The 23,387-nt window shown below is 67.4% G+C and carries 23 protein-coding genes; 4 read left to right on the plus strand and 19 right to left on the minus strand.

Annotated elements, in window-relative coordinates; genetic code table 11:
• The 5 genes from trpB to JYG32_RS23185 all read right to left on the minus strand — a co-directional run bounded on the left by trpB (position 1) and on the right by JYG32_RS23185 (position 5,271).
• Positions 1-1,194: a tryptophan synthase subunit beta gene (gene trpB, locus JYG32_RS23165; protein WP_174378768.1), complete on the minus strand. Its 1,194-nt coding sequence runs from the start codon at positions 1,192-1,194 to the stop codon at positions 1-3.
• A 55-nt stretch (positions 1,195-1,249) separates the two neighbouring features.
• The gene (locus tag JYG32_RS23170) at positions 1,250-1,951 is read right to left on the minus strand and encodes a phosphoribosylanthranilate isomerase (RefSeq protein ID WP_213267453.1); all 702 of its coding nucleotides are present in this window, start codon (positions 1,949-1,951) and stop codon (positions 1,250-1,252) included.
• Positions 1,948-2,760 (minus strand): tRNA pseudouridine(38-40) synthase TruA, encoded by an 813-nt coding sequence (gene truA / locus JYG32_RS23175; protein WP_174378769.1) that lies wholly within the window; start codon positions 2,758-2,760, stop codon positions 1,948-1,950. Before truA ends, JYG32_RS23170 begins: the two co-directional genes overlap by 4 nt.
• Positions 2,760-4,838, minus strand: coding sequence for a FimV/HubP family polar landmark protein (locus JYG32_RS23180; RefSeq protein ID WP_213267114.1), 2,079 nt, complete (start codon positions 4,836-4,838; stop codon positions 2,760-2,762). The genes truA and JYG32_RS23180 overlap by 1 nt, the downstream gene beginning before the upstream one ends.
• A 139-nt stretch (positions 4,839-4,977) precedes the next feature.
• Positions 4,978-5,271: a hypothetical protein gene (locus JYG32_RS23185; protein WP_213267115.1), complete on the minus strand. Its 294-nt coding sequence runs from the start codon at positions 5,269-5,271 to the stop codon at positions 4,978-4,980.
• A gap of 486 nt (positions 5,272-5,757) precedes the next feature.
• Here JYG32_RS23185 and flgE point away from each other — a divergent pair, with 486 nt between their 5' ends.
• Complete coding sequence (flgE, locus tag JYG32_RS23190; protein ID WP_213267116.1) at positions 5,758-7,002, plus strand: flagellar hook protein FlgE; 1,245 nt, start codon at positions 5,758-5,760, stop codon at positions 7,000-7,002.
• 102 nt (positions 7,003-7,104) lie between these two features.
• On the opposite strand, the gene asd is transcribed toward flgE, so the two are convergent.
• The 8 genes from asd to JYG32_RS23230 all read right to left on the minus strand — a co-directional run bounded on the left by asd (position 7,105) and on the right by JYG32_RS23230 (position 13,801).
• Positions 7,105-8,226 carry an aspartate-semialdehyde dehydrogenase gene (asd, locus tag JYG32_RS23195; protein ID WP_027791140.1) on the minus strand — a complete coding sequence of 374 codons (1,122 nt, stop codon included), beginning with the start codon at positions 8,224-8,226 and terminating at the stop codon, positions 7,105-7,107.
• 81 nt (positions 8,227-8,307) lie between these two features.
• Positions 8,308-8,427: a 3-isopropylmalate dehydrogenase gene (locus tag JYG32_RS23200; RefSeq protein ID WP_213267117.1), complete on the minus strand. Its 120-nt coding sequence runs from the start codon at positions 8,425-8,427 to the stop codon at positions 8,308-8,310.
• A gap of 108 nt (positions 8,428-8,535) precedes the next feature.
• Complete coding sequence (gene leuB / locus JYG32_RS23205; protein ID WP_213267118.1) at positions 8,536-9,603, minus strand: 3-isopropylmalate dehydrogenase; 1,068 nt, start codon at positions 9,601-9,603, stop codon at positions 8,536-8,538.
• 75 nt (positions 9,604-9,678) lie between these two features.
• Positions 9,679-10,329: a 3-isopropylmalate dehydratase small subunit gene (gene leuD / locus JYG32_RS23210; RefSeq protein ID WP_096474767.1), complete on the minus strand. Its 651-nt coding sequence runs from the start codon at positions 10,327-10,329 to the stop codon at positions 9,679-9,681.
• Positions 10,330-10,397: 68 nt separating this feature from the next.
• On the minus strand, positions 10,398-10,544 hold the full coding sequence (locus JYG32_RS23215) for an entericidin A/B family lipoprotein (protein WP_174378772.1): 147 nt from the start codon (positions 10,542-10,544) through the stop codon (positions 10,398-10,400).
• A 3-nt stretch (positions 10,545-10,547) separates the two neighbouring features.
• Positions 10,548-11,957 carry a 3-isopropylmalate dehydratase large subunit gene (gene leuC / locus JYG32_RS23220; RefSeq protein ID WP_213267119.1) on the minus strand — a complete coding sequence of 470 codons (1,410 nt, stop codon included), beginning with the start codon at positions 11,955-11,957 and terminating at the stop codon, positions 10,548-10,550.
• 237 nt (positions 11,958-12,194) lie between these two features.
• Entirely contained in the window at positions 12,195-12,953 is a 759-nt protein-coding gene (locus JYG32_RS23225; protein ID WP_213267454.1) for a Tat pathway signal protein, read from the minus strand.
• A 32-nt stretch (positions 12,954-12,985) separates the two neighbouring features.
• Positions 12,986-13,801 (minus strand): hypothetical protein, encoded by an 816-nt coding sequence (locus JYG32_RS23230; protein ID WP_217447110.1) that lies wholly within the window; start codon positions 13,799-13,801, stop codon positions 12,986-12,988.
• A gap of 403 nt (positions 13,802-14,204) precedes the next feature.
• Here JYG32_RS23230 and JYG32_RS23235 point away from each other — a divergent pair, with 403 nt between their 5' ends.
• The gene (locus JYG32_RS23235) at positions 14,205-14,552 is read left to right on the plus strand and encodes a cupin domain-containing protein (protein WP_213267120.1); all 348 of its coding nucleotides are present in this window, start codon (positions 14,205-14,207) and stop codon (positions 14,550-14,552) included.
• A gap of 83 nt (positions 14,553-14,635) precedes the next feature.
• Positions 14,636-15,361 carry a glutathione S-transferase gene (locus JYG32_RS23240; RefSeq protein WP_213267121.1) on the plus strand — a complete coding sequence of 242 codons (726 nt, stop codon included), beginning with the start codon at positions 14,636-14,638 and terminating at the stop codon, positions 15,359-15,361.
• 12 nt (positions 15,362-15,373) lie between these two features.
• Here the strand turns inward: JYG32_RS23240 and JYG32_RS23245 are convergent, their stop codons facing one another.
• The 5 genes from JYG32_RS23245 to JYG32_RS23265 all read right to left on the minus strand — a co-directional run bounded on the left by JYG32_RS23245 (position 15,374) and on the right by JYG32_RS23265 (position 20,867).
• On the minus strand, positions 15,374-17,071 hold the full coding sequence (locus JYG32_RS23245; RefSeq protein ID WP_213267122.1) for a flavin monoamine oxidase family protein: 1,698 nt from the start codon (positions 17,069-17,071) through the stop codon (positions 15,374-15,376).
• 43 nt (positions 17,072-17,114) lie between these two features.
• Entirely contained in the window at positions 17,115-17,597 is a 483-nt protein-coding gene (locus JYG32_RS23250; RefSeq protein WP_213267123.1) for an aromatic-ring-hydroxylating dioxygenase subunit beta, read from the minus strand.
• Complete coding sequence (locus JYG32_RS23255) at positions 17,575-18,921, minus strand: aromatic ring-hydroxylating dioxygenase subunit alpha (protein ID WP_213267124.1); 1,347 nt, start codon at positions 18,919-18,921, stop codon at positions 17,575-17,577. The genes JYG32_RS23250 and JYG32_RS23255 overlap by 23 nt, the downstream gene beginning before the upstream one ends.
• Positions 18,922-19,077: 156 nt before the next feature.
• Complete coding sequence (locus JYG32_RS23260) at positions 19,078-19,476, minus strand: DUF4440 domain-containing protein (RefSeq protein ID WP_213267125.1); 399 nt, start codon at positions 19,474-19,476, stop codon at positions 19,078-19,080.
• 8 nt (positions 19,477-19,484) lie between these two features.
• Positions 19,485-20,867 (minus strand): MFS transporter, encoded by a 1,383-nt coding sequence (locus JYG32_RS23265; RefSeq protein ID WP_213267126.1) that lies wholly within the window; start codon positions 20,865-20,867, stop codon positions 19,485-19,487.
• Between the two features lie 138 nt (positions 20,868-21,005).
• Here JYG32_RS23265 and JYG32_RS23270 point away from each other — a divergent pair, with 138 nt between their 5' ends.
• Positions 21,006-21,911 (plus strand): LysR family transcriptional regulator, encoded by a 906-nt coding sequence (locus tag JYG32_RS23270; RefSeq protein ID WP_213267127.1) that lies wholly within the window; start codon positions 21,006-21,008, stop codon positions 21,909-21,911.
• Positions 21,912-21,921: 10 nt separating this feature from the next.
• Here JYG32_RS23270 and iaaH read toward each other — a convergent pair whose 3' ends face one another.
• Positions 21,922-23,343, minus strand: coding sequence for an indoleacetamide hydrolase (iaaH, locus tag JYG32_RS23275; protein ID WP_213267128.1), 1,422 nt, complete (start codon positions 23,341-23,343; stop codon positions 21,922-21,924).
• Positions 23,344-23,387 lie beyond the last annotated feature (44 nt).

Genomic DNA, 23,387 nt, shown 5'->3' on the forward strand with positions numbered 1-23,387 from the left:
TCAGAGCTCGATGCCCGATCGCTCGGCGACCGTGTGCATGTCCTTGTCGCCGCGGCCCGACAGGTTGACGAGCAGGATCTTGTCCTTCGGCAACGTCGGCGCGAGCTTCACGCCATACGCGATCGCGTGGCTCGACTCGAGCGCGGGAATGATCCCCTCGATCCGGCAGCAGTCGTGGAACGCCTTCAGCGCTTCCTCGTCGGTGATCGGGACATACTGCGCGCGGCCGCTGTCCTTCAGCCATGCGTGCTCGGGGCCGACGCCCGGATAGTCGAGACCCGCCGATACCGAATGCGTCTCGATGATCTGGCCGTTGTCGTCCTGCAGCAGGTACGTGCGGTTGCCGTGCAGCACGCCCGGGCTGCCGGCGATCAGCGACGCCGCGTGGTGGCCCGTTTCGAGGCCGTCGCCGGCCGCTTCGACGCCGATCAGCTGCACCGATTGATCGTCGATGTACGGATAGAAGATGCCCATCGCGTTCGAGCCGCCGCCGACGCAGGCGATCACCGCATCGGGCTGCCGGCCCGCGAGTTCGGGCATCTGCACCTTGCACTCGTCGCCGATCACGCGCTGGAAGTCGCGCACCATCATCGGGTAAGGATGCGGACCCGCGACCGTGCCGATGATGTAGAACGTGCTCTCGATGTTCGTGACCCAGTCGCGCATCGCTTCGTTCAGCGCATCCTTCAGCGTGCGCGAACCCGACTCGACCGGCACGACCGTCGCGCCGAGCAGCTTCATCCGGTAGACGTTCGCGGCCTGCCGGCGCACGTCCTCGGAGCCCATGTAGACGATGCACTCCATCCCGAAGCGCGCGCAGATCGTCGCGGTCGCGACGCCGTGCTGGCCGGCGCCGGTTTCGGCGATCACGCGCTTCTTGCCCATGCGCTTCGCGAGCAGCGCCTGGCCGATCACGTTGTTGATCTTGTGCGCGCCGGTGTGGTTCAGGTCCTCGCGCTTCAGGTAGATCTGCGCGCCGCCGAGCATCTCGCTCCAGCGTTGCGCGTGGTAGATCGGCGACGGACGGCCGACGAAATGCTTCAGCTCGCGCTCGAATTCGGCGACGAACTCGGGATCGTTCTGGAATTTCGCATACGCCGCGCGCAGTTCGTCCAGCGCGTGAATCAGCGTCTCGGCGACGAACACGCCGCCATACGGGCCGAAGTGGCCGCGAGCATCAGGAAGGTTGTACATGGTGTCTCTCTCGATCGGTCGATGCGCCCCGCTTTCGGGGCCGCACCGGCTTGCATCACCCGGCGTCCGCTTCGCGTACCGCGCGTACGAACGCCGCCATCCGGGCGTGATCCTTCACGCCCTTCGCGCCCTCCACTTCGATGCCACTCGAGACATCGACAGCAAACGGGCGCAACTGGCGGATCGCATCACCGACGTTTTGCGCGTTCAAGCCACCACTCAAAACGGCCCGACGCGCGAGCTCTGCGGGAATAAGAGACCAATCGAAGACCTTGCCGCTACCGCCGTAGTCCGGCACCAGGGTGTCGAACAGGAGGCCGCGCGCTTTCGAATAATGAAGTGCCGATTCTACCAAATCGGACGGCTGCGTCGAGGGGCCGACGCGCACCGCGCGCAGCCATGGCAGACGTGCCGCGCGGCCGAGCGCGTCGCATTGCTCGGGCGTCTCGTCGCCATGGAACTGCAGCAGCGTGAGCGGCACGTCGCGCACGACGGCCTCGATCTCGGCTTCGGTCGCATTCACGAACAACCCGACCACCGACACGAACGGCGGCGCCAGGCGCGCGAGTTCGGCCGCCTGCGCGATCGTCACCGCGCGCGGGCTCTTCGGGTAGAACACGAGGCCGATCGCATCGGCGCCGAGCGCCGCCGCGTGCAGCACGTCCCCGGGACGCGACAGCCCGCACAGCTTGATGCGCGTGCGCGGCGGCAGGCCGGCCGCGGCGGAAGTCGAGGAAGACACGGCGTGATCCGTCATGATAGTGGGTCCAGATCGGCCCAGACGCTGCTCCACGGCACGCTGCCGAGCTGCGCGGGCGGGACGGCGAATTCCGCCGGATAGCCGACGTGGGCGAGGTACAGCCCGTCGGCCATGAACGTGGGCGCCGCGAGGTTGCGGTCGCGCCCGGCCAGCACGTCGGCGACCCAGTCGGCCGGCTGGCGGCCACGCCCGACCGCGACGAGGCAGCCCATCAGGTTGCGCACCATGTGGTGCAGGAACGCGTTGGCGCGGAAGCGGAAATGGATGAAATGGCCCGCGCGCCGCACGTCGATCTGGTACAGGTGCTTGACTGGCGTCTTCGACTGGCATTCCGACGACCGGAACGACGAGAAGTCGTGCTCGCCGATCAGGTGCGCGGCGGCGGCGCGCATCGCGTCGTCGTCGAGCGGCGTATGGATCCAGCCCGCGCGCCCGGCCAGCATCGGCGAACGCACGGGGTGCACGTACAGCACATAGTAGTAGGTGCGCTCGAACGCCGAGAAGCGCGCGTGGAACGTCTCCGGCATCGGCTTCGCCCATTGCACCGATACGGTCGACGGCAGGAACGCGTTGGTGCCGCGCACCCACGAAAATGCCTCGCGATCGAGGTCCGTGTCGAAGTGCACGACCTGCCCGAGCCCGTGCACGCCCGTGTCGGTCCGCCCGGCCACCGTCGTGTGCAACGGCACCCGCGCGAACTCGGCCAGCGCATGCTCGAGCGCGTCCTGCACGGTCTTGCCGTGCGGCTGCGCCTGCCAGCCGCAGAACGCCGCGCCGTCGTACTGAATGCCCAGCGCGATTCGCATCACGCCTCGTCCGCCAGTTTCGCGAGCAGTGCGCGCGCATCGTCGCGCGTCGCGGTGTCGTTCGCGTCCACCACTTCCTGCAGCAGCGTCCGCGCACCGGACAGGTCGCCCAGTTCGACGTACTCGGCCGCCAGGTCGAGCTTGTTGCGCGCGATGCGTGCGAGCTCGTCCGGTGTCAGCGCAGGCAGCGCGGCGCCCGGCGCGGACGGCAGGTCGAGATCGAAATCGAGCTTCAGTGCGCCAAACTGCGCGCCGCCGAGCGGCGGCAGCGACGACAGCGCGGACGGGCTGCCCGCATGGCCGGCCGGCGTCGCCGCGTCCGGGTCCCATTCGAACTCGTCGTCCTGGTCGGCCGGATATTCCGGGGCCGGATCGGCCGAGCCAATCGGCTGGTGCGACGCGGATTGACCGTTAGTTGCGATTTTATCGGCGTCGGACTGCCCTGCCTGTGCAGCCGGCTCGCCCGCCGCCAGCGACGGCTCGTCCTGCGTCCGCGGCGGCAGCGGCATGTCGAGGCTGCTAAGCGCGCTGATCGCGTTCTGCATCAGCGCCGCGTGCTGCGCTTCGGTCGCCGAAGGCGCGGCGGGCGGCTCGGCCGGCTGGTCGGCGGCGGCCTGCTCTACCGGTTCCGCGTCGTGCGGAGCCGGAGCCGGAGCCGGAGCCGGAGCAGCGTCGCTCGCCGGCGGCACCGCGGCGTGGGCAGGCGGCAATTCAGGCTGGTCGTCATGCGGCTTCGCCGCCTCGGGCGCCGGCGATGCATCCGTTTCGGACGGCTCGACCGTCTGCGCCGCTGCGGCAGTCGCCGCGGCCAGGCTCATGTCGGCGGCCGCATCGCGGGCGACCGGCATCTCGGGCCGGATCGGCAGTTCGCGTTCGACGGACGGCGCTGCGTCTGCTTCGGCAGCTGCGGCACCGTCCGTTGCAGCGGCTGCAGCCGCTGTACCCGCATCGTCCGTACGCCGGCCCTTCCGGCGCTTGCGCCACGCGAAACCGGCCGCAAGGACGATCACGGCCGCGCCGGCCGCTGCGGCCGGGCGCCAGTCCATCTGGTCCGTACGGCCCGCAGGCGCCGTCACGGGTGCGACCGGCTGCGCGGGCGCCGAAGCCGGCTGCGCCGCGCTGGCGGCCACGCCGGACGCCGCGTCAGCCACCGTCGATGCGGCAGACGGCGCGCCGGCATCGTTTACGGTCGGACGCGGTGCGGCAGGTGCCGGAGCAGGCGCGACATCGTTCGTCGCAGCCGGCTTGCCGATGCCGTGCTTCTGCAGCTCCATCAGCACGCGGTTCTTCAATGCCAGCAGTTGCTGCAGGCTCGACGGCCGCGGCTGCGATGCGCCCGCGGCGGGTGCCGCACCGGCCGGTTCGTTCGTGCCCGAAACCTGGCTGCCCGGCGCAGGCGGGACAGCGGCCTCGCTCGCGGACGCCGGCGCCGACTGGATCGCGCCGCTCCACACATGCGGACCGCTGGCGCCGGCAGCAGGCGCCGCCGGCTGCGTGTTTTCGACAGCCGACGCGTCCGCTGCCGTCGCGACGCTCGCCCCGCTCACCGGTGCCGCATGCACGGCCGGCGCCACCGGCGCGGATTGCACGGCCGAGCCCGGATGCGACGCGGACGCGCCATGCTGCGCGAGCGCCGCACCGCCCGACGCGGCGACGGGCGCGGAAGCGGCCGTCGCACCGGATGCACCGGATGCACCGGATGCGCCAGACGCACCGGCCGGCGCGAGCGCCGCGCCCGTTGCGTCGAGCGCGGGCACGGTCAGCGTCGCGCCGATTTTCAGGCGGCTCGCGTCGCGCTTCATGAACGCCTGCGGATTGGCGTCGAACAGCGCGCGGCCGGCGCGCGCAAGCACGCCGGGATCGTGCGATTGCGTGGCCGCTTTCGCGATGTCGTTCAGCGACTGGCCCGGCTGGACCGTCACGGTAAGCGGCGCGGCGCCGCCGGCAGCGGATGCCGGCAGTTCGCCGGTACCGGCCGCCCAGACCGACGCGGCTGCGCCGAGCGCCAGGATCGCCAGCGCGCCACGCACGGCGCGCGACAGACGGGACTGACGCGGAAACAAGGAAATTCGGGACATCGTTGGCTCTATCGCCGCGCGCGGGCGCGGCTCGGATTCGCGGTTGGAAGCGTCAATAAAGTTGCCGCAGAAATGCAAAAGCGTCGCGCGGAACGCGACGCTTTCGGCGGGTCTGTGCGTCGTAACCGCGTAGTTTACTTCACGTGATCGCGTTCGGGCCGAATTCGTCGCCGGCGGGTGCAACCGGCCGCGCTCGCGCGGCGGCACGCACGGCGATCGCGCCAGGCTGCCGCACCGATCCGCGCACTGCGGCCGGCGCACCGGATTGACCAAAAGAATAGGCGTCAATGAATGGAAATTCCTGCAACAACATCGTGCCCGGAACGAATGGCAACACTTCACGCCGCGCCGCTTCCTCTCCTTGCCCCAAACGATGCAGGAACGGCCGCGCAAGCGTTTCGGCGCTTACACGTTTGCGCCGCGTGATTCGCACATCCGGACGTTCCGTGTCGAACCATGACCGGGAAATCGTGCGCGTCCGCTCAACAATTTACATCACCCTCCGTTAATGGATTAACAGGCGCCATTCCAAAAAAAATCCAACCAGCCGGCCAATCCAATTCAAATGAAATCCAATTGAACGATAAGAAGCCAATTCCCCCCTCTTATCGTCTAATTGCATCCCCTTCTCACAAAATGCCCGTTCCATAAGGCTTCCAGCCCGACAGAACGACTCATTGCCCACACAAATGAAAACATTTCTTTAGCAATCCAATTACATTACACAAAATTACACATATCGAACAATTACCGCCGCTACGATCGTCTCCGAACAAGAATCGGCGCAATTCGACCCTCTCGTTCGCACATGCCGGAAAGGCGGGAACGTGATCGGCCGGGCTGACGCCGTGCGGTGCCAGAGGGTCAACGCGCAGTTGCAAGACTGCATTCACTCAGCAGCTCGTTACGGGGATCGAACATGGGCTATCAGCAGGGTTTGAGCGGGTTGGCCGGCGCGTCGAGCAATCTCGACGTGATCGGCAACAACATCGCGAACGCAAACACGACCGGCTTCAAGCAGGGCCGCGCGAACTTCTCCGACATGTACGCGAATTCGGTCGCGACGTCGGTCAACACGCAGATCGGCATCGGCACGAAGCTCGCGTCGGTGCAGCAGCAGTTCGGCCAGGGGACGATCAATACGACGCACTCGTCGCTGGACGTCGCGATCAACGGCAACGGCTTCTTCCAGATGTCGAACAACGGCGTGACGACGTATTCGCGCGACGGCACGTTCCACCGCGACAAGACCGGCGCCATCGTCGACTCGCAAGGCCGCAACCTGATGGGCTATGCGGCAGGCGCGGGCGGCGCGATCAACACCGCGCAGACCGTGCCGCTGCAGGCGCCGACCAACAACATCGCGCCGCAGGCGACGAGCAAGATCACCGGCCAGTTCAACCTGAACTCGCAGGACAAGGTGCCGACCAAGACGCCGTTCAACGCGAGCGACAACACGACGTACAACTACAATTCGTCGATCCAGGTCTACGATACGCTCGGCGGCTCGCAACAGGTCACGATGTATTTCGCGAAAAGCGCGGCCGGCACCTGGCAGGCCTACGCGGGCGTGCAGGGCCAGACGCCGACGAATCTCGGCACCGTCACGTTCGATGCGTCGGGCCGGATCAGCTCGACGACGTCGGCCGCCACCGGCCAGCCAACGCCGAGCCTCGGCCAGTTCGCGTTCTCGATCCCCAACACGACGGGCGGCGCCAACCCGCAGAACCTGACGCTCGACCTGGGCGGCACGACGCAGTACGGCGGGAAGGACGGCGTGAACAACCTCGCGCAGGACGGCTTCGCGAGCGGCACGCTGACGACGTTCTCGATCGGCACCGACGGCAAGCTGACCGGCAACTACTCGAACGGCCAGAGCGCGATGCTCGGCCTGATCGCGCTCGCGAACTTCAACAACCCGAACGGGCTCGTGAACATCGGCGGCAACCAGTATGCGGAGAGCGCCGCGTCGGGCGTGCCGCAAATCTCCGCGCCGGGCAGCACGAACCACGGCACGCTGCAGGGCAGCGCGCTGGAAAACTCGAACGTCAACCTGACGACCGAGCTCGTGAACCTGATCACCGCGCAGCGCAATTACCAGGCCAACGCGCAGACGATCAAGACCCAGCAAGCGGTCGACCAGACGCTGCTGAACCTGCGCTGATCCGCGCATGAAAAACGCGCCGCGCCAGCCTTGACCTCGTCAAGGCTGGCGCGGCGCGCAATCTTGCGCAGCCCGGCCCGCGGGCCGGACAGGCAAGCGGGCTTACTTGTCGAGCAGGATGCGCAGCATGCGGCGCAGCGGCTCGGCCGCGCCCCACAGGAGCTGGTCGCCGACCGTGAATGCCGACAGGTATTCGCCGCCCATCGCGAGCTTGCGCAGGCGGCCGACCGGCACCGTCAGCGTGCCCGTGACATTCGCCGGCGACAGGTCGCGCATCGACGCTTCACGCTCGTTCGGCACGACCTTCACCCAGTCGTTCGCCGACGCGAGGATGCCGTTGATCTCGTCGAGCGGCACGTCCTTGTTCAGCTTGATCGTCAGCGCCTGCGAGTGGCAGCGCATCGCGCCGATCCGCACGCACAGCCCGTCGACCGGGATCGAACCCGGCTCGCCCATCGCCGGCTTGCCGAGGATCTTGTTGGTTTCCGCGCCGCCCTTCCATTCTTCCTTCGACATCCCGTTGCCGAGATCCTTGTCGATCCACGGAATCAGCGAGCCCGCGAGCGGCACGCCGAAGTTGCTGGTCGGCATTGCATCGCTGTTCATCGCGGCCAGCACGCGGCGGTCGATGTCGAGGATGGCGGAAGCCGGATCGGCGAGCTGTTCCTTCACCGCGCCGTTCAGCGTGCCCATCTGCGACAGCAGTTCGCGCATGTTCTGCGCGCCCGCGCCCGATGCGGCCTGGTAGGTCATCGCCGTCATCCAGTCGACGAGATTCTCGCGGAACAGGCCGCCGAGCGCCATCAGCATCAGGCTGACCGTGCAGTTGCCGCCGATGAAGTTCTTCGTGCCCTTGACGAGCGCGTCCTTGATCACGTCGAGGTTGACCGGATCGAGGATGATGACCGCGTCGTCCTTCATCCGCAGCGACGATGCCGCGTCGATCCAGTAGCCGTTCCAGCCGGCCGCGCGCAGCTTCGGGAACACGTCGTTCGTGTAGTCGCCGCCCTGGCACGTGATGATCACGTCGCACTTCTTCAGCTCGTCGACGTTGGTCGCGTCCTTGAGCGTAGTCTCGTTTTTCGCGAACGACGGCGCTTTGCCGCCCGTGTTGCTGGTGCTGAAAAACACCGGTTCGATCAGGTCGAAATCGCCCTCTTCCTGCATGCGCTGCATCAGGACGCTGCCGACCATGCCGCGCCAACCTACGAGACCTACGTTCATGACTAACCCTTTGATGGAGCTTCCCCGCCATTTCCGTCCCCGCTGTGACCGCGCGGGGAAAAAGGCGGGCACGACGGACGATCAGCGTTTAATGATCGTTTTCGTGGTAATGGTTTTCGTGTTGACGATGGCGCGCGCACCCGCACGGGCAATGTTGCCGTGGAGTTTCAAGACCGGGGAGATCAGGGAAATCAGCGCCATCGTTCGAGTCTACACAAAGCCGGTTGCCCGCACAACGGCCAACCGCGAGCGAACCGGCCGTTTTTGCGGCCCGTTCGCGCCCTTTCTACATTATTGCCGCATGGCCCTTTACAGCGCCGCGACCACTGCGTCGCCCATCGCCGCCGTGCCGACCTGCCGGCAGCCCGGCGTCGCGATGTCGCCCGTGCGGTAACCCTGTTCGAGCACCGTTTTCACCGCGCGCTCGATGCGATCGGCCTGCTCGGCGCGATTCAGCGAATAGCGCAGCAGCATCGCGGCCGACAGGATCGTCGCGAGCGGGTTCGCGATGCCCTTGCCCGCGATGTCCGGCGCCGAACCGTGCGACGGTTCGTACAGGCCCTTGTTGTTCTTGTCGAGCGACGCCGACGGCAGCATGCCGATCGAGCCCGTCAGCATCGACGCTTCATCCGACAGGATGTCGCCGAACATGTTGCCGGTAACGATCACGTCGAACTGCTTCGGTGCCTTCGCGAGCTGCATCGCCGCGTTGTCGACGTACATGTGCGACAGCTCGACGTCCGCGTATTCCTTCGACACGTCGATCATGATGTCGCGCCAGAACTGCGACGTTTCGAGCACGTTCGACTTGTCGACCGACAGCAGCTTCTTCGCGCGCTTGCGCGCAGCCTGGAACGCGACGTGCGCGATGCGGCGCACTTCCGGTTCCGAGTAGCGCATCGTGTCGAAGCCTTCGCGCTCGCCGGCGAACGGGCCGTCCGGTGCGGCGCGCACGCCGCGCGGCTGGCCGAAGTAGATGTCGCCGTTCAGTTCGCGCACGATCAGGATGTCGAGGCCCGCGACGAGCTCCGGCTTCAGCGGCGACGCGTCGACGAGCTGCGGATAGCAGATCGCCGGGCGGAAGTTCGCGAACAGCTCGAGATGCTTGCGCAGCCCGAGGATCGCCTGCTCGGGGCGCAGCGCGCGTTCGAGCGAGTCGTACTTCCAGTCGCCGACCGCGCCGAACAGGATCGCGTCGCCTTCCTTCGCGAGCTTCAGCGTCGCGTCGGGCAGCGGATGGCCGCTGGCCTCGTAGCCCGCGCCGCCGACCGGCGCCTGTTCGAGTTCGAACTTCTCGTCGAGTGCGTTCAGCACCTTCACCGCTTCGGTGACGATTTCCGGACCGATGCCGTCGCCGGGCAACACTGCAATCTTCATGCGTTATTCCTGACTGGGTAGGTTATGGAGCAGGCCGGCGAACGCGCGGAAAGCGCGCCCGCCTCGAAGGCGATATCAGCCGACCAGCTTGGTGTTGAGCCACGGCTGCTTCACGAGCCGCTCGGCTTCGAACTGGCGGATCTTGTCCGCGTGGCGCAGCGTGAGGCCGATGTCGTCGAAGCCGTTCAGCAGGCAGTACTTGCGGAACGCGGTGATCTCGAACGGATACTCGCGGCCGTCGCCCGTACGCACGACCTGCGCGTCGAGGTCGATCGTCAGCTGGTAGCCGTTGAACGCGTACGTGTCGTTGAACACGTGATCGACCTGCTGCTCGGTCAGCACGATCGGCAGCAGGCCGTTCTTGTAGCAGTTGTTGAAGAAGATGTCCGCGAAGCTCGGCGCGATGATCGCGCGGAAGCCGTACTGCTGCAGCGCCCACGGGGCGTGCTCGCGCGAGCTGCCGCAGCCGAAGTTCTTGCGCGCGACCAGCACCGATGCGCCCTGGTAGCGCGGCTGGTTCAGCACGAAGTCGGGATTCAGCGGACGCTTCGAGTTGTCCTGCCCCGGCTCGCCGTGGTCGAGGTAACGCCACTCGTCGAACGCGTTCGGACCGAAGCCCGTGCGCTTGATCGACTTCAGGAACTGCTTCGGGATGATCGCGTCGGTGTCGACGTTCTCGCGATCGAGCGGCGCCACGACGCCGGTATGTACTGTGAATTTTTCCATGATCCGTCTATCCGGTTGGAGGGCCGGCCTTCAGCCGGCGCACATCGACAAATTCTCGGCGGGAAACGTCACTCCGCGGCGCGCTTCAGCGCGCTGCCGGCGGCGTTGACGTCCTGCCCGAAGCCTTGGACGGTATTGCAGCCCGCGAGGCCGAGGCCCAGCCCCGCGAGCGCCAGCGCGGCAACCAGCCGCGCGATGACCTTCGATGCCGTCATGCGTTACCCCAGCTTGCGAATGTCGACGAAGTGACCTTCGATCGCCGCCGCCGCCGCCATCGCGGGGCTCACGAGGTGCGTGCGACCGCCCGCGCCCTGCCGGCCTTCGAAGTTGCGGTTCGACGTCGACGCGCAGCGCTCGCCCGGATCGAGCCGGTCGGCGTTCATCGCGAGGCACATCGAGCAGCCCGGCTCGCGCCATTCGAAGCCCGCATCCGTGAACACCTTGTCGAGCCCTTCGCGTTCGGCCTGCGCCTTCACGAGGCCCGAGCCCGGCACGACCATCGCGAGCCGCACGTTCGACGCGACGCGACGGTTCAGCTTCTTCACGACATACGCGGCCGCGCGGATGTCCTCGATCCGCGCGTTCGTGCACGAGCCGATGAAGATCTTGTCGACCTTGATCGATTCGATCGGCGTATTCGGCTCGAGCGCCATGTAGGCCAGCGCGCGCTCCATCGCGTCGCGCTTGACCGGATCCTTCTCGCGCTCGGGATCGGGCACGCGACCGTCGATCGACGTGACCATTTCCGGCGACGTGCCCCACGTGACCTGCGGGACGATCTCGGCCGCATTCAGCTCGACGACGCGATCGAACTGCGCGTCTTCGTCCGACTTGAACTGGCGCCAGTACTCGACGGCCTGGTCCCATTCCGCGCCGGTCGGCACGAACGGACGGCCCAACAGGTAATCGATCGTCGTATCGTCGACGGCGACCATGCCCGCGCGCGCGCCGGCCTCGATCGCCATGTTGCAGACCGTCATGCGGCCTTCCATCGTCAGCGCGCGAATGGTCGAGCCGCCGAATTCGATTGCGTAGCCCGTGCCGCCTGCGGTGCCGATCTTGCCGATGATCGCGAGCACGATGTCCTTCGCGGTGCAGCCACGCGGCAGTGCGCCCTCGACCTTCACGAGCATGTTCTTGCTCTTCTTCTGCAGGAGCGTTTGCGTCGCGAGCACGTGCTCGACTTCCGACGTGCCGATGCCGTGCGCGAGCGCGCCGAACGCGCCGTGCGTCGACGTATGCGAATCGCCGCACACGATCGTCATGCCCGGCAGCGTCGCGCCCTGCTCCGGCCCGATGATGTGGACGATGCCCTGGCGCACGTCGTTCATCTTGAACTGCGTGATGCCGAACGCATCGCAGTTCGCGTCGAGCGTGTCGACCTGCAGCTTCGAGACGGGATCGGCGATGCCGTGGCTGCGATCCGTCGTCGGCACGTTATGGTCCGACACGGCCAGGTTCGCGCTGATGCGCCACACCGGACGCTGCGCGATCTTCAGCCCTTCGAACGCCTGCGGGCTCGTGACTTCATGCAGCAGTTGACGGTCGATGTACAGCAAAGTCGTGCCGTCTTCCTCGGTGTGGACCACGTGGGTATTCCACAGTTTGTCGTAGAGAGTCTGTGCCATGGGTATGCGGGGTCGTTGTGACTACAAGCCTTGCGGATGCGGTCGATTATGCCACGCAGAACGCGTCGCGGCGCGGGCCCGACGCGAAAAAACCCATTAAAAACAGTAGTTTGGCTGGTAGTGCCAATACCTGTATCGGCATTACCCGGCAAACGGGCGCGCCGGGTCCGGACGACTGCGATCGCGGATCGCGTCGCCCAGGCCAGGCCAGGCGCGATGTGCCGAAACCCGGCGGCGTCAGCCGTTCGGATATTCGCGATTGATCAGGTCGAGCCGCAGCATCGCGAGCTGCATGCCCGCATTGCTCAGCAGGTAGAGATCGCGGCGGCGCATCGCCGGCGACTGCACGGACGTGTCGTAGAACGACGGCAGCGTCAGGCCGGCCGGCACCGCGGCCTGCATCCCCGCGACGTTCGCCACGCGCACCGCGATCGACGCCTGATCCGCGTGCGTGACAATCGCGACCTTGCCGAGCGCCGCGGCCGCGCCGGCCTGCTTGACGATCGCGGCGGCGACGCCGTCGGGCGTCGGTATCGGGCTGCCGGCGCTCATGGCCGGCGTCGCGATCGACGTCACGCCGGCCGTCAGCCCGTATCTCGACGCGAGCACGCTCGCGACTTCCTGCTGCGCGTAGACCGGCGCGGCGACCTTCTGCCGGAGCGCAAACACGGCGTCGGCAATCGCGTCGTTCACCGGGCCCGGCACCGGCGCGGCACCGGATGCCGCGGCGCGACTGCCGAAGCTGAACGCGACGATCGTATTGATGCCGGCCGTCGCGACGGTGGGCGGTGCCCACGAGAAAAACGTGTCGAACAGGTAACCCGCCTCGTCGGTGGCGGTCGTGCGATCGTTCAGTTCGTTCGTCAGCTTGCCGAGCATCTGGCGCTGCAGCTCGGCATCGGAGGCCGGCGCGTCGCTTGCGAACACGGGCGTGGCGGCCGCGCACGATGCGGCGAGTACGGAAGTGGAAGCCAGGAAATGGCGGCGGGTCTTCATGGTCATGAGAATCGAGTGGGGAGCGGAAGGCGTCAGCCCTTCGGGAACGCCTGCATCGTCGCGGTCACCGCGCGTGAAAGCATTTGCGCATACATGTCGTGCACGAGGTAGAGGCTGCGGTTGCGCGTCCACGGCTGGCCCGATTGCGGGTCGTACACGGTCGGGAGCGGCACCTCGGCGACTGCGGCCGCCTTCATGCCCGCCTGCTGCGAAGTCTGGATGCAGCGCTTCGCGTGATCGCGATGGCCGACCACCGCGACGGTGCCCATCGCGGCCGCGCCGCCCGCGCGCGACACGGCTACGGCCGCGACGCCGGCCGTGCTCAGGTACACGATCGAGCCGTTGCTCGCGATCACCGGTTCGATCGACGACAGCACGTCGGGTCCCATCCCGTATTTCGACACGAGAAAGCGCGCGATTTCCCACTGCGCATAGACCTTGACCGGCTTCAACTGACGGATCCGGTAGACCGCGTCCGCGAGCGCTTCGTTGACCGGCCCCGGATCGGGCAGCGCGGACTGGTTGCCGCCCGTGCTCGACGTGTTGCCGCTCGCCGCGTTCGGACGGTTGCCGAAGCTGTATGCGACGATCGCGCCGATCTGTGCGGCGGGGACCGTCGGCAGATCCCACGTGAAGCCGACATCGGTCATCGCCGGCACGATTGCATTGACCGTCGCCGCATCGCCGAGCTGCGCGTTCAGCTTCGCGGACATCTGCGCGGCAAGTGCGGTATCGGTGATGGGCGCCGACGTGACGTCGTCGCCGCCGCATGCGCTCAGCAGCGGGGCCGCCGCAACGGCGGGTGCGGCGGCAAGGAATTTTCTGCGTGAAGAAGCCGACGGATTCATATTAATAAGAATGACGAAACAATGCGAGTGACGCCGGCAGCAGGTCGTGGCGTTGCAAATCGCGGGTTCATGGAAAATGACAATCGGGCACGTCGCGCGATTGGGAGACGGGCGACAGGATCGACGTGCGGATCGGATCGCTGCACTCTGTCGATAGACGATGCAGGATCGTAGTGGGTGTTTATTAAATTGCGGTGAACCTGTCGATCGAATGCAGACAATCGTCACGCTGTTTCACCTATGGACGAATGTATTTCATCCATGGCGAACGAACGTGACCAATGTTTCACCGGTGGCGAGCATGCGACCCGCGTGCATCGTCGCGCGCCGAACCGTGATCGCCGGATTTCGCGATACGATGGCGCAACGCACGTTCCCACGATCGGATCCGGAGCACACCACGATGAAGCTCGGCCTGAACGAATCGCTTGCTCGCCTCGACGAAGAAGGCGCGCTGTTCACGACGCTGTTTCAGCACGGCACACTCGACGTCGAGCTGTACCGGCCGCGCATCGAGGACAAGCAAAAACCGCATACGCGCGACGAGATCTACGTGATCGCCACCGGCACGTCGCGCTTCGTCGTCGCCGGCCGCGAATGCGACGTCGCGGCCGGCGACGCACTGTTCGTCCCTGCGCACGCGGAGCATCGCTTCGTCGATTTCTCCGGCGACTTCTCGACCTGGGTGTTCTTCTACGGCCCCGAAGGCGGCGAGCGCGGTGCGCGCTGCACTTTTCGCACGATCTCCTAGACTGTCTATTCGCAACGGGCGGCGCACGGCCGCCCGGTCGTCACGAAGCCGGCAGCATCCGGTTCAGCGGACAGGAGAACAGCATGCGATACGAACTCTATTACTGGCCCGAGATCCAGGGCCGCGGCGAGTACGTGCGGCTCGCGCTCGAGGCGGCCGAGGCCGACTATGTCGACGTCGCGCGCGAGTCGGGGCGCGGAATGGGCGTGTCGGCGATGATGCGCATGATGGACAGCACGAAGGCGGAATGCGTGCCGTTCGCGCCGCCGTTCCTGAAGGCCGGCGACCTGGTCGTCGGGCAGACCGCGAACATCCTGCTGTTTCTCGGCGCGCGGCTCGGGCTCGCGCCCGACGACGAAGCCGGCCGGCTGTGGGTGCACCAGATCCAGTTGACCGTCGCCGATTTCGTCACCGAAATCCACGACACGCATCATCCGATCGCAAGCGGCCTGTACTACGAGGACCAGAAGGCGGAAGCCGCCGAGCGCGCGGCCGATTTCCTCGAGAATCGGCTGCCGAAATTCCTCGGCTACTTCGATCGCGTGCTCGAACAGAATCCGCACAAGGGCGGCTATATCGCAGGCAACGCGCTCAGTTACGCGGACCTGTCGACGTTCCAGCTGATCGAAGGGCTGCGCTACGCGTTCCCGAAGGCGATGAAGCGCGCGGAGCGGAAGGTCGCGGCGCTCGTCGCGCTGCACGACCGCGTCGCGCAGCATCCGCCCGTCGCGCGTTATCTCGAGTCGGAGCGCCGCATCCCGTTCAACGACACGGGGATCTTCCGGCACTATCCGGAGCTGGACAAATAGCGGCGTGCCGCATCAGTCGCCGTACCGATAGCGGCTGCGCATCGCATCGAGCGGATTGCCGTCGGCGAGCGTACCGCCGAGGCTGTGGATCACCGCGCTCGCCGCGTTGATCGCGGTCTGCACCGCGCCCTCGATCCAGCCGCCCGTGAACGAACAGCAGCAGCCGGCCAGGTAGATCCCGCGGTCCGTCGACGGCTCTGCCGCCGTCTGGAACTGGTAGAACAGCGCCTGCGAGTGGATGTCCTCGCCCGGATAGTTCAGCTTGAACGCGCCCAGCGCGTAGCGGTCCGACAGCCAGTCGTGGCTCGTGACGTTGCGCGCGTAGTCGTCATCGAGCGGGCGCAGGTGCGCGGCGAACGCCGGCGACACGATGCCGATCTCGGCAACGAGCCGCTTGAAACGCTCGATCTTGTCGGTGAGCGACAGGATCTTGTGCGAATCGTCCTCCCACGTGTAGCTGATCAGCACGACGCCATGCGCGTCGGGATCGTCGGGTGCGTAGTCGAGGCAGTAGATGCCGCGTGCGAGCGTATCGGTCTGGATGTTGTGCGGCAGCCCGTGCTTGAGCCAGAACTTGTCGCGGGTCAGCACGAAGAGCTTCGACGAACTGACCATGTGCGTCTCGTTGATCGCGCGGACGACGTCCGGCGCGAACAGGTTCGCGATGCCCGTCATGCCCATGCCGACCTGCATCGCGCGCGTCGTCGTCGCGACGATCACGCGGTCGAACACGCGCGTCGATCCGTCGTCGAGCGCGAGCGCAAACGCGCCGTCGGGCTGCTTCGTCACGCCGCGCACGGCCGCGTAAACGATGCAATCGCGCACGTGCGCGCCGTCGGCGCCGTCATCCAGCAGCCCCTGCGCGAGCGCGAAGATGCCGGCCGGGATCAGCCGCTGGTCGACCTCGAGCTCGTTGACGACGATCCTCAGGATTTCGAGGAACGACGCGCGATAGACCGGCTGGAACCCACCCGATCCGATGCCGAGCGTGCCGAACAGGCGCAGGTCCTCGCCCTTGCGCCAGCGCACGCCGCCGGGCGGCGTTGCGCCCGTGAAGATCTTCACGATCGCCGAATAGAACGACTCGTCGCCGAAGCGATCGATGTACTGCTGCCAGCCGCGCCGTGCGTCGCCGTAGCGATGCGCGCGCAGCAGCGCCGTCAGTTCGGCCGGCGCGGGCAGCAGCGTGCCGTCGTCCAGCCGGACGCCGTCCTGGATGAACGCGCGCCAGCCCCGGTCGACGCGCTCGAACAGCGCGGGCGGCGCGTCGCCGGCCGGCCAGCGGTACGCCTCGCCCTGGTAGTGGATCTCGGTGTCGACGATGCCCGGGTCGGGAAACGCGGATGCGCTGTCGACGCCGAACCGGTCGAGGTAGTGGTACAGCGCGGCCTGCGACGGCGGAAAGCGCATCGCGCCCATTTCGGCGAGCAGGTGCGGATGATCGGGGTTGATCGACTGGGTCAGCAGGCGGCCGCCGACGCGCGCGCGGTTCGCCTCGAACACGACGACCTGCCGGGCACCCGCGCGCAGCAGCTCGCACGCCGCGACGAGGCCGCCGACGCCGGCGCCGACAATCGCGATCCGCGCATCGTGCGCGCCTTCGGCCGGCAGCGTGCCGAGACGGCCGCCGGTGCGGGACAGGAAGGCACCATAGTCGTACAGCGTGTCGATGTACGGTAGCGTGTGCGGCAGGCGTTCAGGGGCGTTCATGGGATCGGGACCAAAGGTGGAAGCCGGATGCGCGAGCCCGCGCTCATACAGGCAGGTGGATGCTGCCGAGCGGTGCGTCGGCGTTGACGAGGTCGACGCGCTTCACGCGGATGCGCAACGCGTCGTCGCGCACCGCGAGTTCATGCGTGTACCAGCCGGCGAACAGGGTCTGCTCGTCGCGCCGCGCTTCGACGTAATGGAACGGCGTGCGCAACACGTACACGCCGCGCTCGTCGTCGGCACGCTCGATGTGCGGCTGCTGGAGCAGATGGTGGCCGCGGCTCGCCGGCTGCTGCGAAAACGTGCGGCGGCCGGCCAGACGCTCGATGCGGATGCGCAGCAGCAGCGTGTCCTCGTCCATCAGTGCGCCGTGCAGCCCCGTGTCGGGCTGGTCCGGCGACAGCGGCATCCAGTAGCGCGCGTCGTCCGCGTAAAGTGCGAGCCAGTCGTCGTAGCGCCGCTCGTCGAGCAGGCGCGCCTCGCGATAGACGAACGCGACGAGTTCATCGTGCGGAATTGTGCGCATCGGCCGCCTCCTTCGTCGATACGGGCGCGATGTAACGCAGCCACGCGCGAAACTGGTTACGGATCTGCAACTCGCTCGTGCCGTTCGTCTCCGACGTCGGCTGCGCGAATTCCTGCGGATCGAACAACCGCCCCACATGCACCCAGTCGCGCGATTGCGTCGCAAGGCCGCGCTGCGCGCGTTCGTACATCTCGAGATCGTCGTGCGCGACGATCGACGTCGGCGCGTTGATCAGCCGGTTGTACGCAAGCGTGCGCTCGAACAGCGAATCGGGCGCGCCGACGAGACGGAACGACCACGACTCGACCAGCGTGCGGTCGGCCGCCAGCGGCTTGAACACACGCAGGATCTGGATCGGCCCCTTCACCATCGCGTTCGGAAACAGCACCGTGTTGTGGCGAACCTCGCCGAGAATGCGCGCCGTGCGCGCTTCGCCGTAGGCCGCCACCATCTTTTCGTGATAACCGGGAATCGGCGTATAGCGCGCATGGATCGAATCGGCGGTGCCGGTATGACCGTGCCCGTTGGGCCACACGCGCAGCCCCATCTGCTCGAAGAACGCATGCGGCTGGATGAACGGCTCCAGCAGTTCGACCGTCATCGGCTTCGGGCCTTCCGCGCCGCCGCGCTCCCAAACGCGCACGGCCGTGCCGGCCGACGATTCGTGCGCGACCATCGGATGGCAGGTGTCGGTCTGGTTCTCGACCAGCATCTTCCAGTTGCACGCATGCACGTAGCGGAACACACCGCCCGCGACTTCGACACGCCCTTCCGGCGAGCGGTCGACCAGATTGTCGAGCGAAGACAGCGCATCGCCGAAATAGTCGTGAAAATCGACACCCGACGGGTTCAGCCGGCAGAACACGAACCCGCGGTGATCGTGGGTCGCGCCGACCGCCTGCATGCCCTTGCTCGCCTCGCACGACTCGAAGCCGGTGTGCTCGTAGCCGCGCCGTAGCGGGATCGCGTAGAGGCTGCCGTCGGTACGGTACGACCATGCGTGGTACGGGCAGCGGAAGAACGTGCCCGTGTTGCCGCACGCATCGGTCACGAGCTGCGTGCCCTTGTGCGAACAGCGGTTGTGCAGCACGCGCACCGATCCGTCGACGTGTCGCACCATCACGACCGGCTCCGTGCCGATGGTCGTCGTCACGTAGTCGCCAGTGTCCGGAATCTGGCTGACGTGACCGACGTAGACCCACGTATTCGCGAACAGGTGACGCATCTCCAGCTCGAAGATCCGCGGCGACAGGTAGAGATCCTTGTGCACCTCGGTATCGCGCACGAGCGCCGCCACCGCATCGGTGGACCGTTGCGCCGTCATGCGTACCTCCGGCCGCGGACGCGCTGCCGCCGCGCGCCGTCGCGGCGCGCGGATTCGATCGTTTTTATGCTCATCTCTCAGGTTGCTAGTCGTAGGTGCCGCTCAGGCAGGGTGCACCTGCTGCCGGGCACTCGGCGGCAGGCGTTGCGGCGACGGTCAGCCCGTCACCGGTGTTTCGTGCAGGCGCAGCCAGCCGATGCGGCCACTCGCGTCGCGCTCGAACACGACGGTCGAACGGCGGACGGTGCGCCGCCCTTCTCCGTCGACCTGCGTCTCGCGATAGGCGATCGCCGCGCCGCCTTGCCAGGCGCTCACTTCGTGCAGTTCGTCGATCGCGATTCGCAGCCCGGGACGCGCGCCGAAGCCGCGCGAGAACAGGACGTCGACATCGGCGAAATCCAGCGCATGCCCCTGCAGCGAAATCATCGAGAAAAGCCGCGAAAAACGCGCAAGCAGCGGTGCGAGCCCGTCACGGGCGGCGCGGCCGGACAGCCATTGTTCGATGTCGACGTGCGCGTCGACCACTTCCTGGAAAAACGGGTTTGACGGATTCATCTCGACACTCACGAACGTTGGGAAACCGGGCGCCCGGCAGGCGCACGGTACGGGGCGAGGCGCGCGACGAACGGCAACGGCAATAGCGTCAGCAACGCGGCCAGCCCGAAGCACTGCTGGTACGGCAGCCGCGCGTCGTCGCCGTGCATCGACAACAGAAAATTCAGTGCGCTGCCCAGCACCGCGACGCCGAGGCAGAAGCTCAACTGCCGGTTGATGTTCCACAAGGCGCTCGCATCGCCCATCCGTGCGGCGGGTACGTCAAGGAACGCCGCGCTTTGCGACGTGCTCGTACACATGCTGGCGCCGAGCCCCATCGCGACGAAAGCCAGCACGCGTCCGGCCTCGAACCCGGCAAGCGGCGTCGCGAGCAGCACGATGCCGATCGCATCGATCGCGATCCCGCACATGAACAGCGGCTTCGCGCCCCACTTCGGAAAACAGCGTCGCGTCGTCGCGATCGCGACGAACGACGCCATCGCCCACGGCACCATCAGCGCGCCCGTATGCGTCGCGCTGAGCCCGAGCGTGTTCTGCAAATACAGTGCCGCGACCAGGTTCACGCCGGTGAACACGCCCGGCACGCACAGATAGACGATCAGGCCGATCCGCAGCAGCGGCCGCGCGACCAGGCGCAGGTCGAGCAGCGGCGCAGCCGCGCGGCGTGCATGCGCGATGTACGCGCCGCCGACAACGAGCGCGACAGCGAGCGGCGCGAACGCCAGGTGGCCCGTCCCCGGCTGGCCCGCGAACGTCAGGCCGAGCAGCAACGCGACGAGCGTCGCCGCGCTCAGGCCGAACCCCTGCCAGTCGAGCCGGGGCGGGCGTTCGCTCGCTTCATCGGGCGGCAGCCACGCGAACGCGAGCACGCAGGTGGCCGCGGCCAGCGGCAGCATGCCGAAGAAGATCGCGCGCCACGACGCGCGATCGACGATCACGCCGCCAAGCGCCGGCGACAACGCCGGCACGAGCAGCGCGACCATCATCACGATCGACGTCAGGTGGGCGCGCGCATCGGGCGGATACGCCCGATAGGCCATCGTCTGCCCGACCGGGATCAGCAGCCCGCCGCCGAGCCCCTGGATCAGACGCCACGCCAGCAGCGCGCCGATCGACGCCGACAGGCCGACGCCGACGCTGCCGAGCGCGAACAGCAGCAGCGACGCGATCAGCAGCCGACGCTCGCCGAAACGCCGTGCCAGCCACGTGCCGAGCGGGATCACGACGGTCAGCCCGAGCACGTACATGTTGCCGATCCACGCCAGTTGCGCGACCGATGCGTGCAGCTCGCGCTGGATCGTCGGATACGCGGCGTTGATGACGAACATGTTGGCGAGGTCGATCGCGAACCCGAGCAGGTAGACAGCGGCAATTTTCGAGCGATCGGTCATGTCGGCGGAAGACGAACGAAACGCCGCAGTGTAAGGTTCGCCGCGCGCGTCGATAAGACCGCCCGGCCGGCCAGACTGGTCGAAAAATTTTGACAATCAGGGCAACATGTCGGTTTTCCGCAGAGCAGCCGATACGTCATGGTGAGTCTCGATCGTTTCGCCGTCTTCCGCGCCGTCGTGGAAACGGGTTCGTTTACGGCCGCCGCCGCCCAGCTGAATCAGGCCCGGGCCGCGGTCAGCTTCAACATCAAACAGCTGGAGGCCGAGCTCGGCGTCACGCTGCTCACGCGCACGACGCGGCGCGTCGAGCTGACCGATGCGGGCGAGCGCTTTTATGCGCGCTGCCTGCGCGTGCTGGAGGAAGCCGAGAGCGCGATCGACGACGCCCGCAGCGAGCATGGCGGGATGCATGGCGTGCTGCGCGTGACGTCGACCGTCGAGTACGGGACGATGGTGGTCGCACCGGCGCTGCACGCGTTCATGCAGCACCATCCCGCGCTGCGCGTGCGGCTCGAGACGCATGCGTCGCAGGTCGATCTGGTGCGCGAGCGTGTCGACGTGGCGATCCGGCTCGGGCGCCTCGAGCAGTTTCAGGATCTGCCGTACCGCGGCGCGTGCCTTGCGACCTACGAAGTGCGGCCCGTGATCGCGCCGTCGCTGCTCGCCGACGCCGGCCTGTCGCGCATCGACTCGCCCGACGTGCTGGCACGCCTGCCGCAACTCGGCCACACGCGGCTCGAGCGGATCGCCACCTGGCCGCTCGCGGATCGCGACGGCAACCCGCACGCATTCAGGCCCGGCGCCAAGCCGCGCGTCGTCGTCGACAACGCATCGGTGCTGCGCGTGCTCGCGCGCCAGGGCAGCGGCGTCGCGCTGCTGCCCGAATGGCTCGTGCGCGACGACCTCGCGAGCGGGGCGCTGGTCGACGCGCTCCCCGGCTACCGGTTTCCGCCGCAGGCCGTCTACGCGCTGTACCCGTCGACCACGCACGTGCCGCAGAAGGTGCGCGCGTGGGTCGACTTCATGAAGGCCTATCTGGCCTGAACGCGGCGGCTCAAGCAGCCGTCGCGCAATCCCGCAGCCGCGCGTCGATCCGGCGGGCGATCGCCAGCAGGCGGCGATCGCTGCCCCACGGCCCTTCCAGCATCAGCCCGACCGGCAGCCCCGTGTGCGCGGAACGCCCGGCCGGAATCGACACGGACGGCACGCCCGCGAGGGTCGCCGGCGACGTCTGGCGCACGACGCGCGCGAACAGCGCGCCGCCCTGCCCCGCGCTCATCGCGGCCGTGTCGTCGAGCGACGGCGGCTCGCCCGGCACCGTCGGCATCGCGATGCAGTCGACCGGCCTGCCGAACGCGTCGTCATACCAGTGCACGAGACGCTGCCGGCACACGATCGCTTCCGCATAGGCGCCGGCATCGACCGGCGCAGACACGAACGACCGGAAGATGTCGCGCACGTCGTCGCTCGCGATCCGTTCGACGAACATTTCGAACGGGATGCCGAGCCGTTCCGCCGCAAAGCGGCGCCAGTACCGGTTCGCCTCGAACGCCGCGATCGGAAAGCCGCATGCCTCGCTTGCCTCGTGCAGCGGCATCGCCGGTAACGGCACGAGCGTCGCGCCGGCCGCCACGAACGACGCGAGCGCGTGCTCGATGCAGGCCGCGACGCCCGGGTCGAGCGCGTCGAAATAAGGCGCGCCGGGTACGCCGATGCGCAGGTGCCGCCATTCGGGCGCGGCGGCCGTGCTGTCGTCGCGCGTCAGCACGGCGTCGAGCAACAGCAGGTCGTCGATGCCCTGGCCGATCGGTCCGACCGTATCGCGCGTGGGCGACAGCGACAGCACGCCATGCGGCGAATAGCGCTGCGCGGACGGCCGCAGCCCGTACACGCCGCAGAATGCAGCCGGAATGCGCACCGAGCCGCCCGTGTCGGTGCCGAGACCGAACGGGATGCCCGCCGCGACGGCCGCCGCCGTTCCGCCGCTCGACCCGCCCGCGATGCGCCGCGGATCATGCGGATTGCCGACCGCGCCGAAATGCCGGTTGCCGCTCGTGATGCCGAATGCGAGCTCATGCATGTTCGCCTTGCCCAGCGGTACCGCGCCGGCTTCGAGCAGGCGTCGCACGGCCAGCGCATCCTCGGTCGCACGATAGCCGCTTACCGCCGGGCTCGCGCCGCGTGTCGGCATCGCGACCGTATCGAGGTTGTCCTTGATCACGAACGGCACACCGGCAAGCGGCAGCGCGTCGCCCTGCGCGACGCGCGCATCGACACGCTCGGCCGTGCGGCGCGCGAGATCGGCATCGACGTGCACCATCGCATTGAGCGGCGCGATCGCCGCGAGGCGCGCGAGCGCGTCGTCGGCGACATCGGCGGCGCGCCGGCCGGCGGTGCGCACGGCATCGGAAATCTCGCGCACGCTGGCGCCGGACGCAAGTGACTGGAAGGGAACGCGGTTCGGCTGTGTTGTCATGTTGTGTGCTGGACGCGAAGTCGATCGGAAATCGCGCGGCATGC

It is taken from the genome of Burkholderia pyrrocinia (genome assembly GCF_018417535.1).
In the GTDB taxonomy this organism is placed as follows: Bacteria; Pseudomonadota; Gammaproteobacteria; order Burkholderiales; family Burkholderiaceae; genus Burkholderia; species Burkholderia pyrrocinia_E.

Excerpts from the sequence above, each read along its gene's own strand:
- trpB (WP_174378768.1), bottom strand. The coding sequence starts at position 1,194 with ATGTACAACCTTCCTGATGCTCGCGGCCACTTCGGCCCGTATGGCGGC.
- JYG32_RS23170 (WP_213267453.1), bottom strand. The coding sequence starts at position 1,951 with ATGACGGATCACGCCGTGTCTTCCTCGACTTCCGCCGCGGCCGGCCTG.
- truA (WP_174378769.1), bottom strand. The coding sequence starts at position 2,760 with ATGCGAATCGCGCTGGGCATTCAGTACGACGGCGCGGCGTTCTGCGGC.
- JYG32_RS23180 (WP_213267114.1), bottom strand. The coding sequence starts at position 4,838 with ATGTCCCGAATTTCCTTGTTTCCGCGTCAGTCCCGTCTGTCGCGCGCC.
- flgE (WP_213267116.1), top strand. The coding sequence starts at position 5,758 with ATGGGCTATCAGCAGGGTTTGAGCGGGTTGGCCGGCGCGTCGAGCAAT.
- asd (WP_027791140.1), bottom strand. The coding sequence starts at position 8,226 with ATGAACGTAGGTCTCGTAGGTTGGCGCGGCATGGTCGGCAGCGTCCTG.
- JYG32_RS23200 (WP_213267117.1), bottom strand. The coding sequence starts at position 8,427 with ATGGCGCTGATTTCCCTGATCTCCCCGGTCTTGAAACTCCACGGCAAC.
- leuB (WP_213267118.1), bottom strand. The coding sequence starts at position 9,603 with ATGAAGATTGCAGTGTTGCCCGGCGACGGCATCGGTCCGGAAATCGTC.
- leuD (WP_096474767.1), bottom strand. The coding sequence starts at position 10,329 with ATGGAAAAATTCACAGTACATACCGGCGTCGTGGCGCCGCTCGATCGC.
- JYG32_RS23215 (WP_174378772.1), bottom strand. The coding sequence starts at position 10,544 with ATGACGGCATCGAAGGTCATCGCGCGGCTGGTTGCCGCGCTGGCGCTC.
- leuC (WP_213267119.1), bottom strand. The coding sequence starts at position 11,957 with ATGGCACAGACTCTCTACGACAAACTGTGGAATACCCACGTGGTCCAC.
- JYG32_RS23225 (WP_213267454.1), bottom strand. The coding sequence starts at position 12,953 with ATGAAGACCCGCCGCCATTTCCTGGCTTCCACTTCCGTACTCGCCGCA.
- JYG32_RS23230 (WP_217447110.1), bottom strand. The coding sequence starts at position 13,801 with ATGAATCCGTCGGCTTCTTCACGCAGAAAATTCCTTGCCGCCGCACCC.
- JYG32_RS23235 (WP_213267120.1), top strand. The coding sequence starts at position 14,205 with ATGAAGCTCGGCCTGAACGAATCGCTTGCTCGCCTCGACGAAGAAGGC.
- JYG32_RS23240 (WP_213267121.1), top strand. The coding sequence starts at position 14,636 with ATGCGATACGAACTCTATTACTGGCCCGAGATCCAGGGCCGCGGCGAG.
- JYG32_RS23245 (WP_213267122.1), bottom strand. The coding sequence starts at position 17,071 with ATGAACGCCCCTGAACGCCTGCCGCACACGCTACCGTACATCGACACG.
- JYG32_RS23250 (WP_213267123.1), bottom strand. The coding sequence starts at position 17,597 with ATGCGCACAATTCCGCACGATGAACTCGTCGCGTTCGTCTATCGCGAG.
- JYG32_RS23255 (WP_213267124.1), bottom strand. The coding sequence starts at position 18,921 with ATGACGGCGCAACGGTCCACCGATGCGGTGGCGGCGCTCGTGCGCGAT.
- JYG32_RS23260 (WP_213267125.1), bottom strand. The coding sequence starts at position 19,476 with ATGAATCCGTCAAACCCGTTTTTCCAGGAAGTGGTCGACGCGCACGTC.
- JYG32_RS23265 (WP_213267126.1), bottom strand. The coding sequence starts at position 20,867 with ATGACCGATCGCTCGAAAATTGCCGCTGTCTACCTGCTCGGGTTCGCG.
- JYG32_RS23270 (WP_213267127.1), top strand. The coding sequence starts at position 21,006 with ATGGTGAGTCTCGATCGTTTCGCCGTCTTCCGCGCCGTCGTGGAAACG.
- iaaH (WP_213267128.1), bottom strand. The coding sequence starts at position 23,343 with ATGACAACACAGCCGAACCGCGTTCCCTTCCAGTCACTTGCGTCCGGC.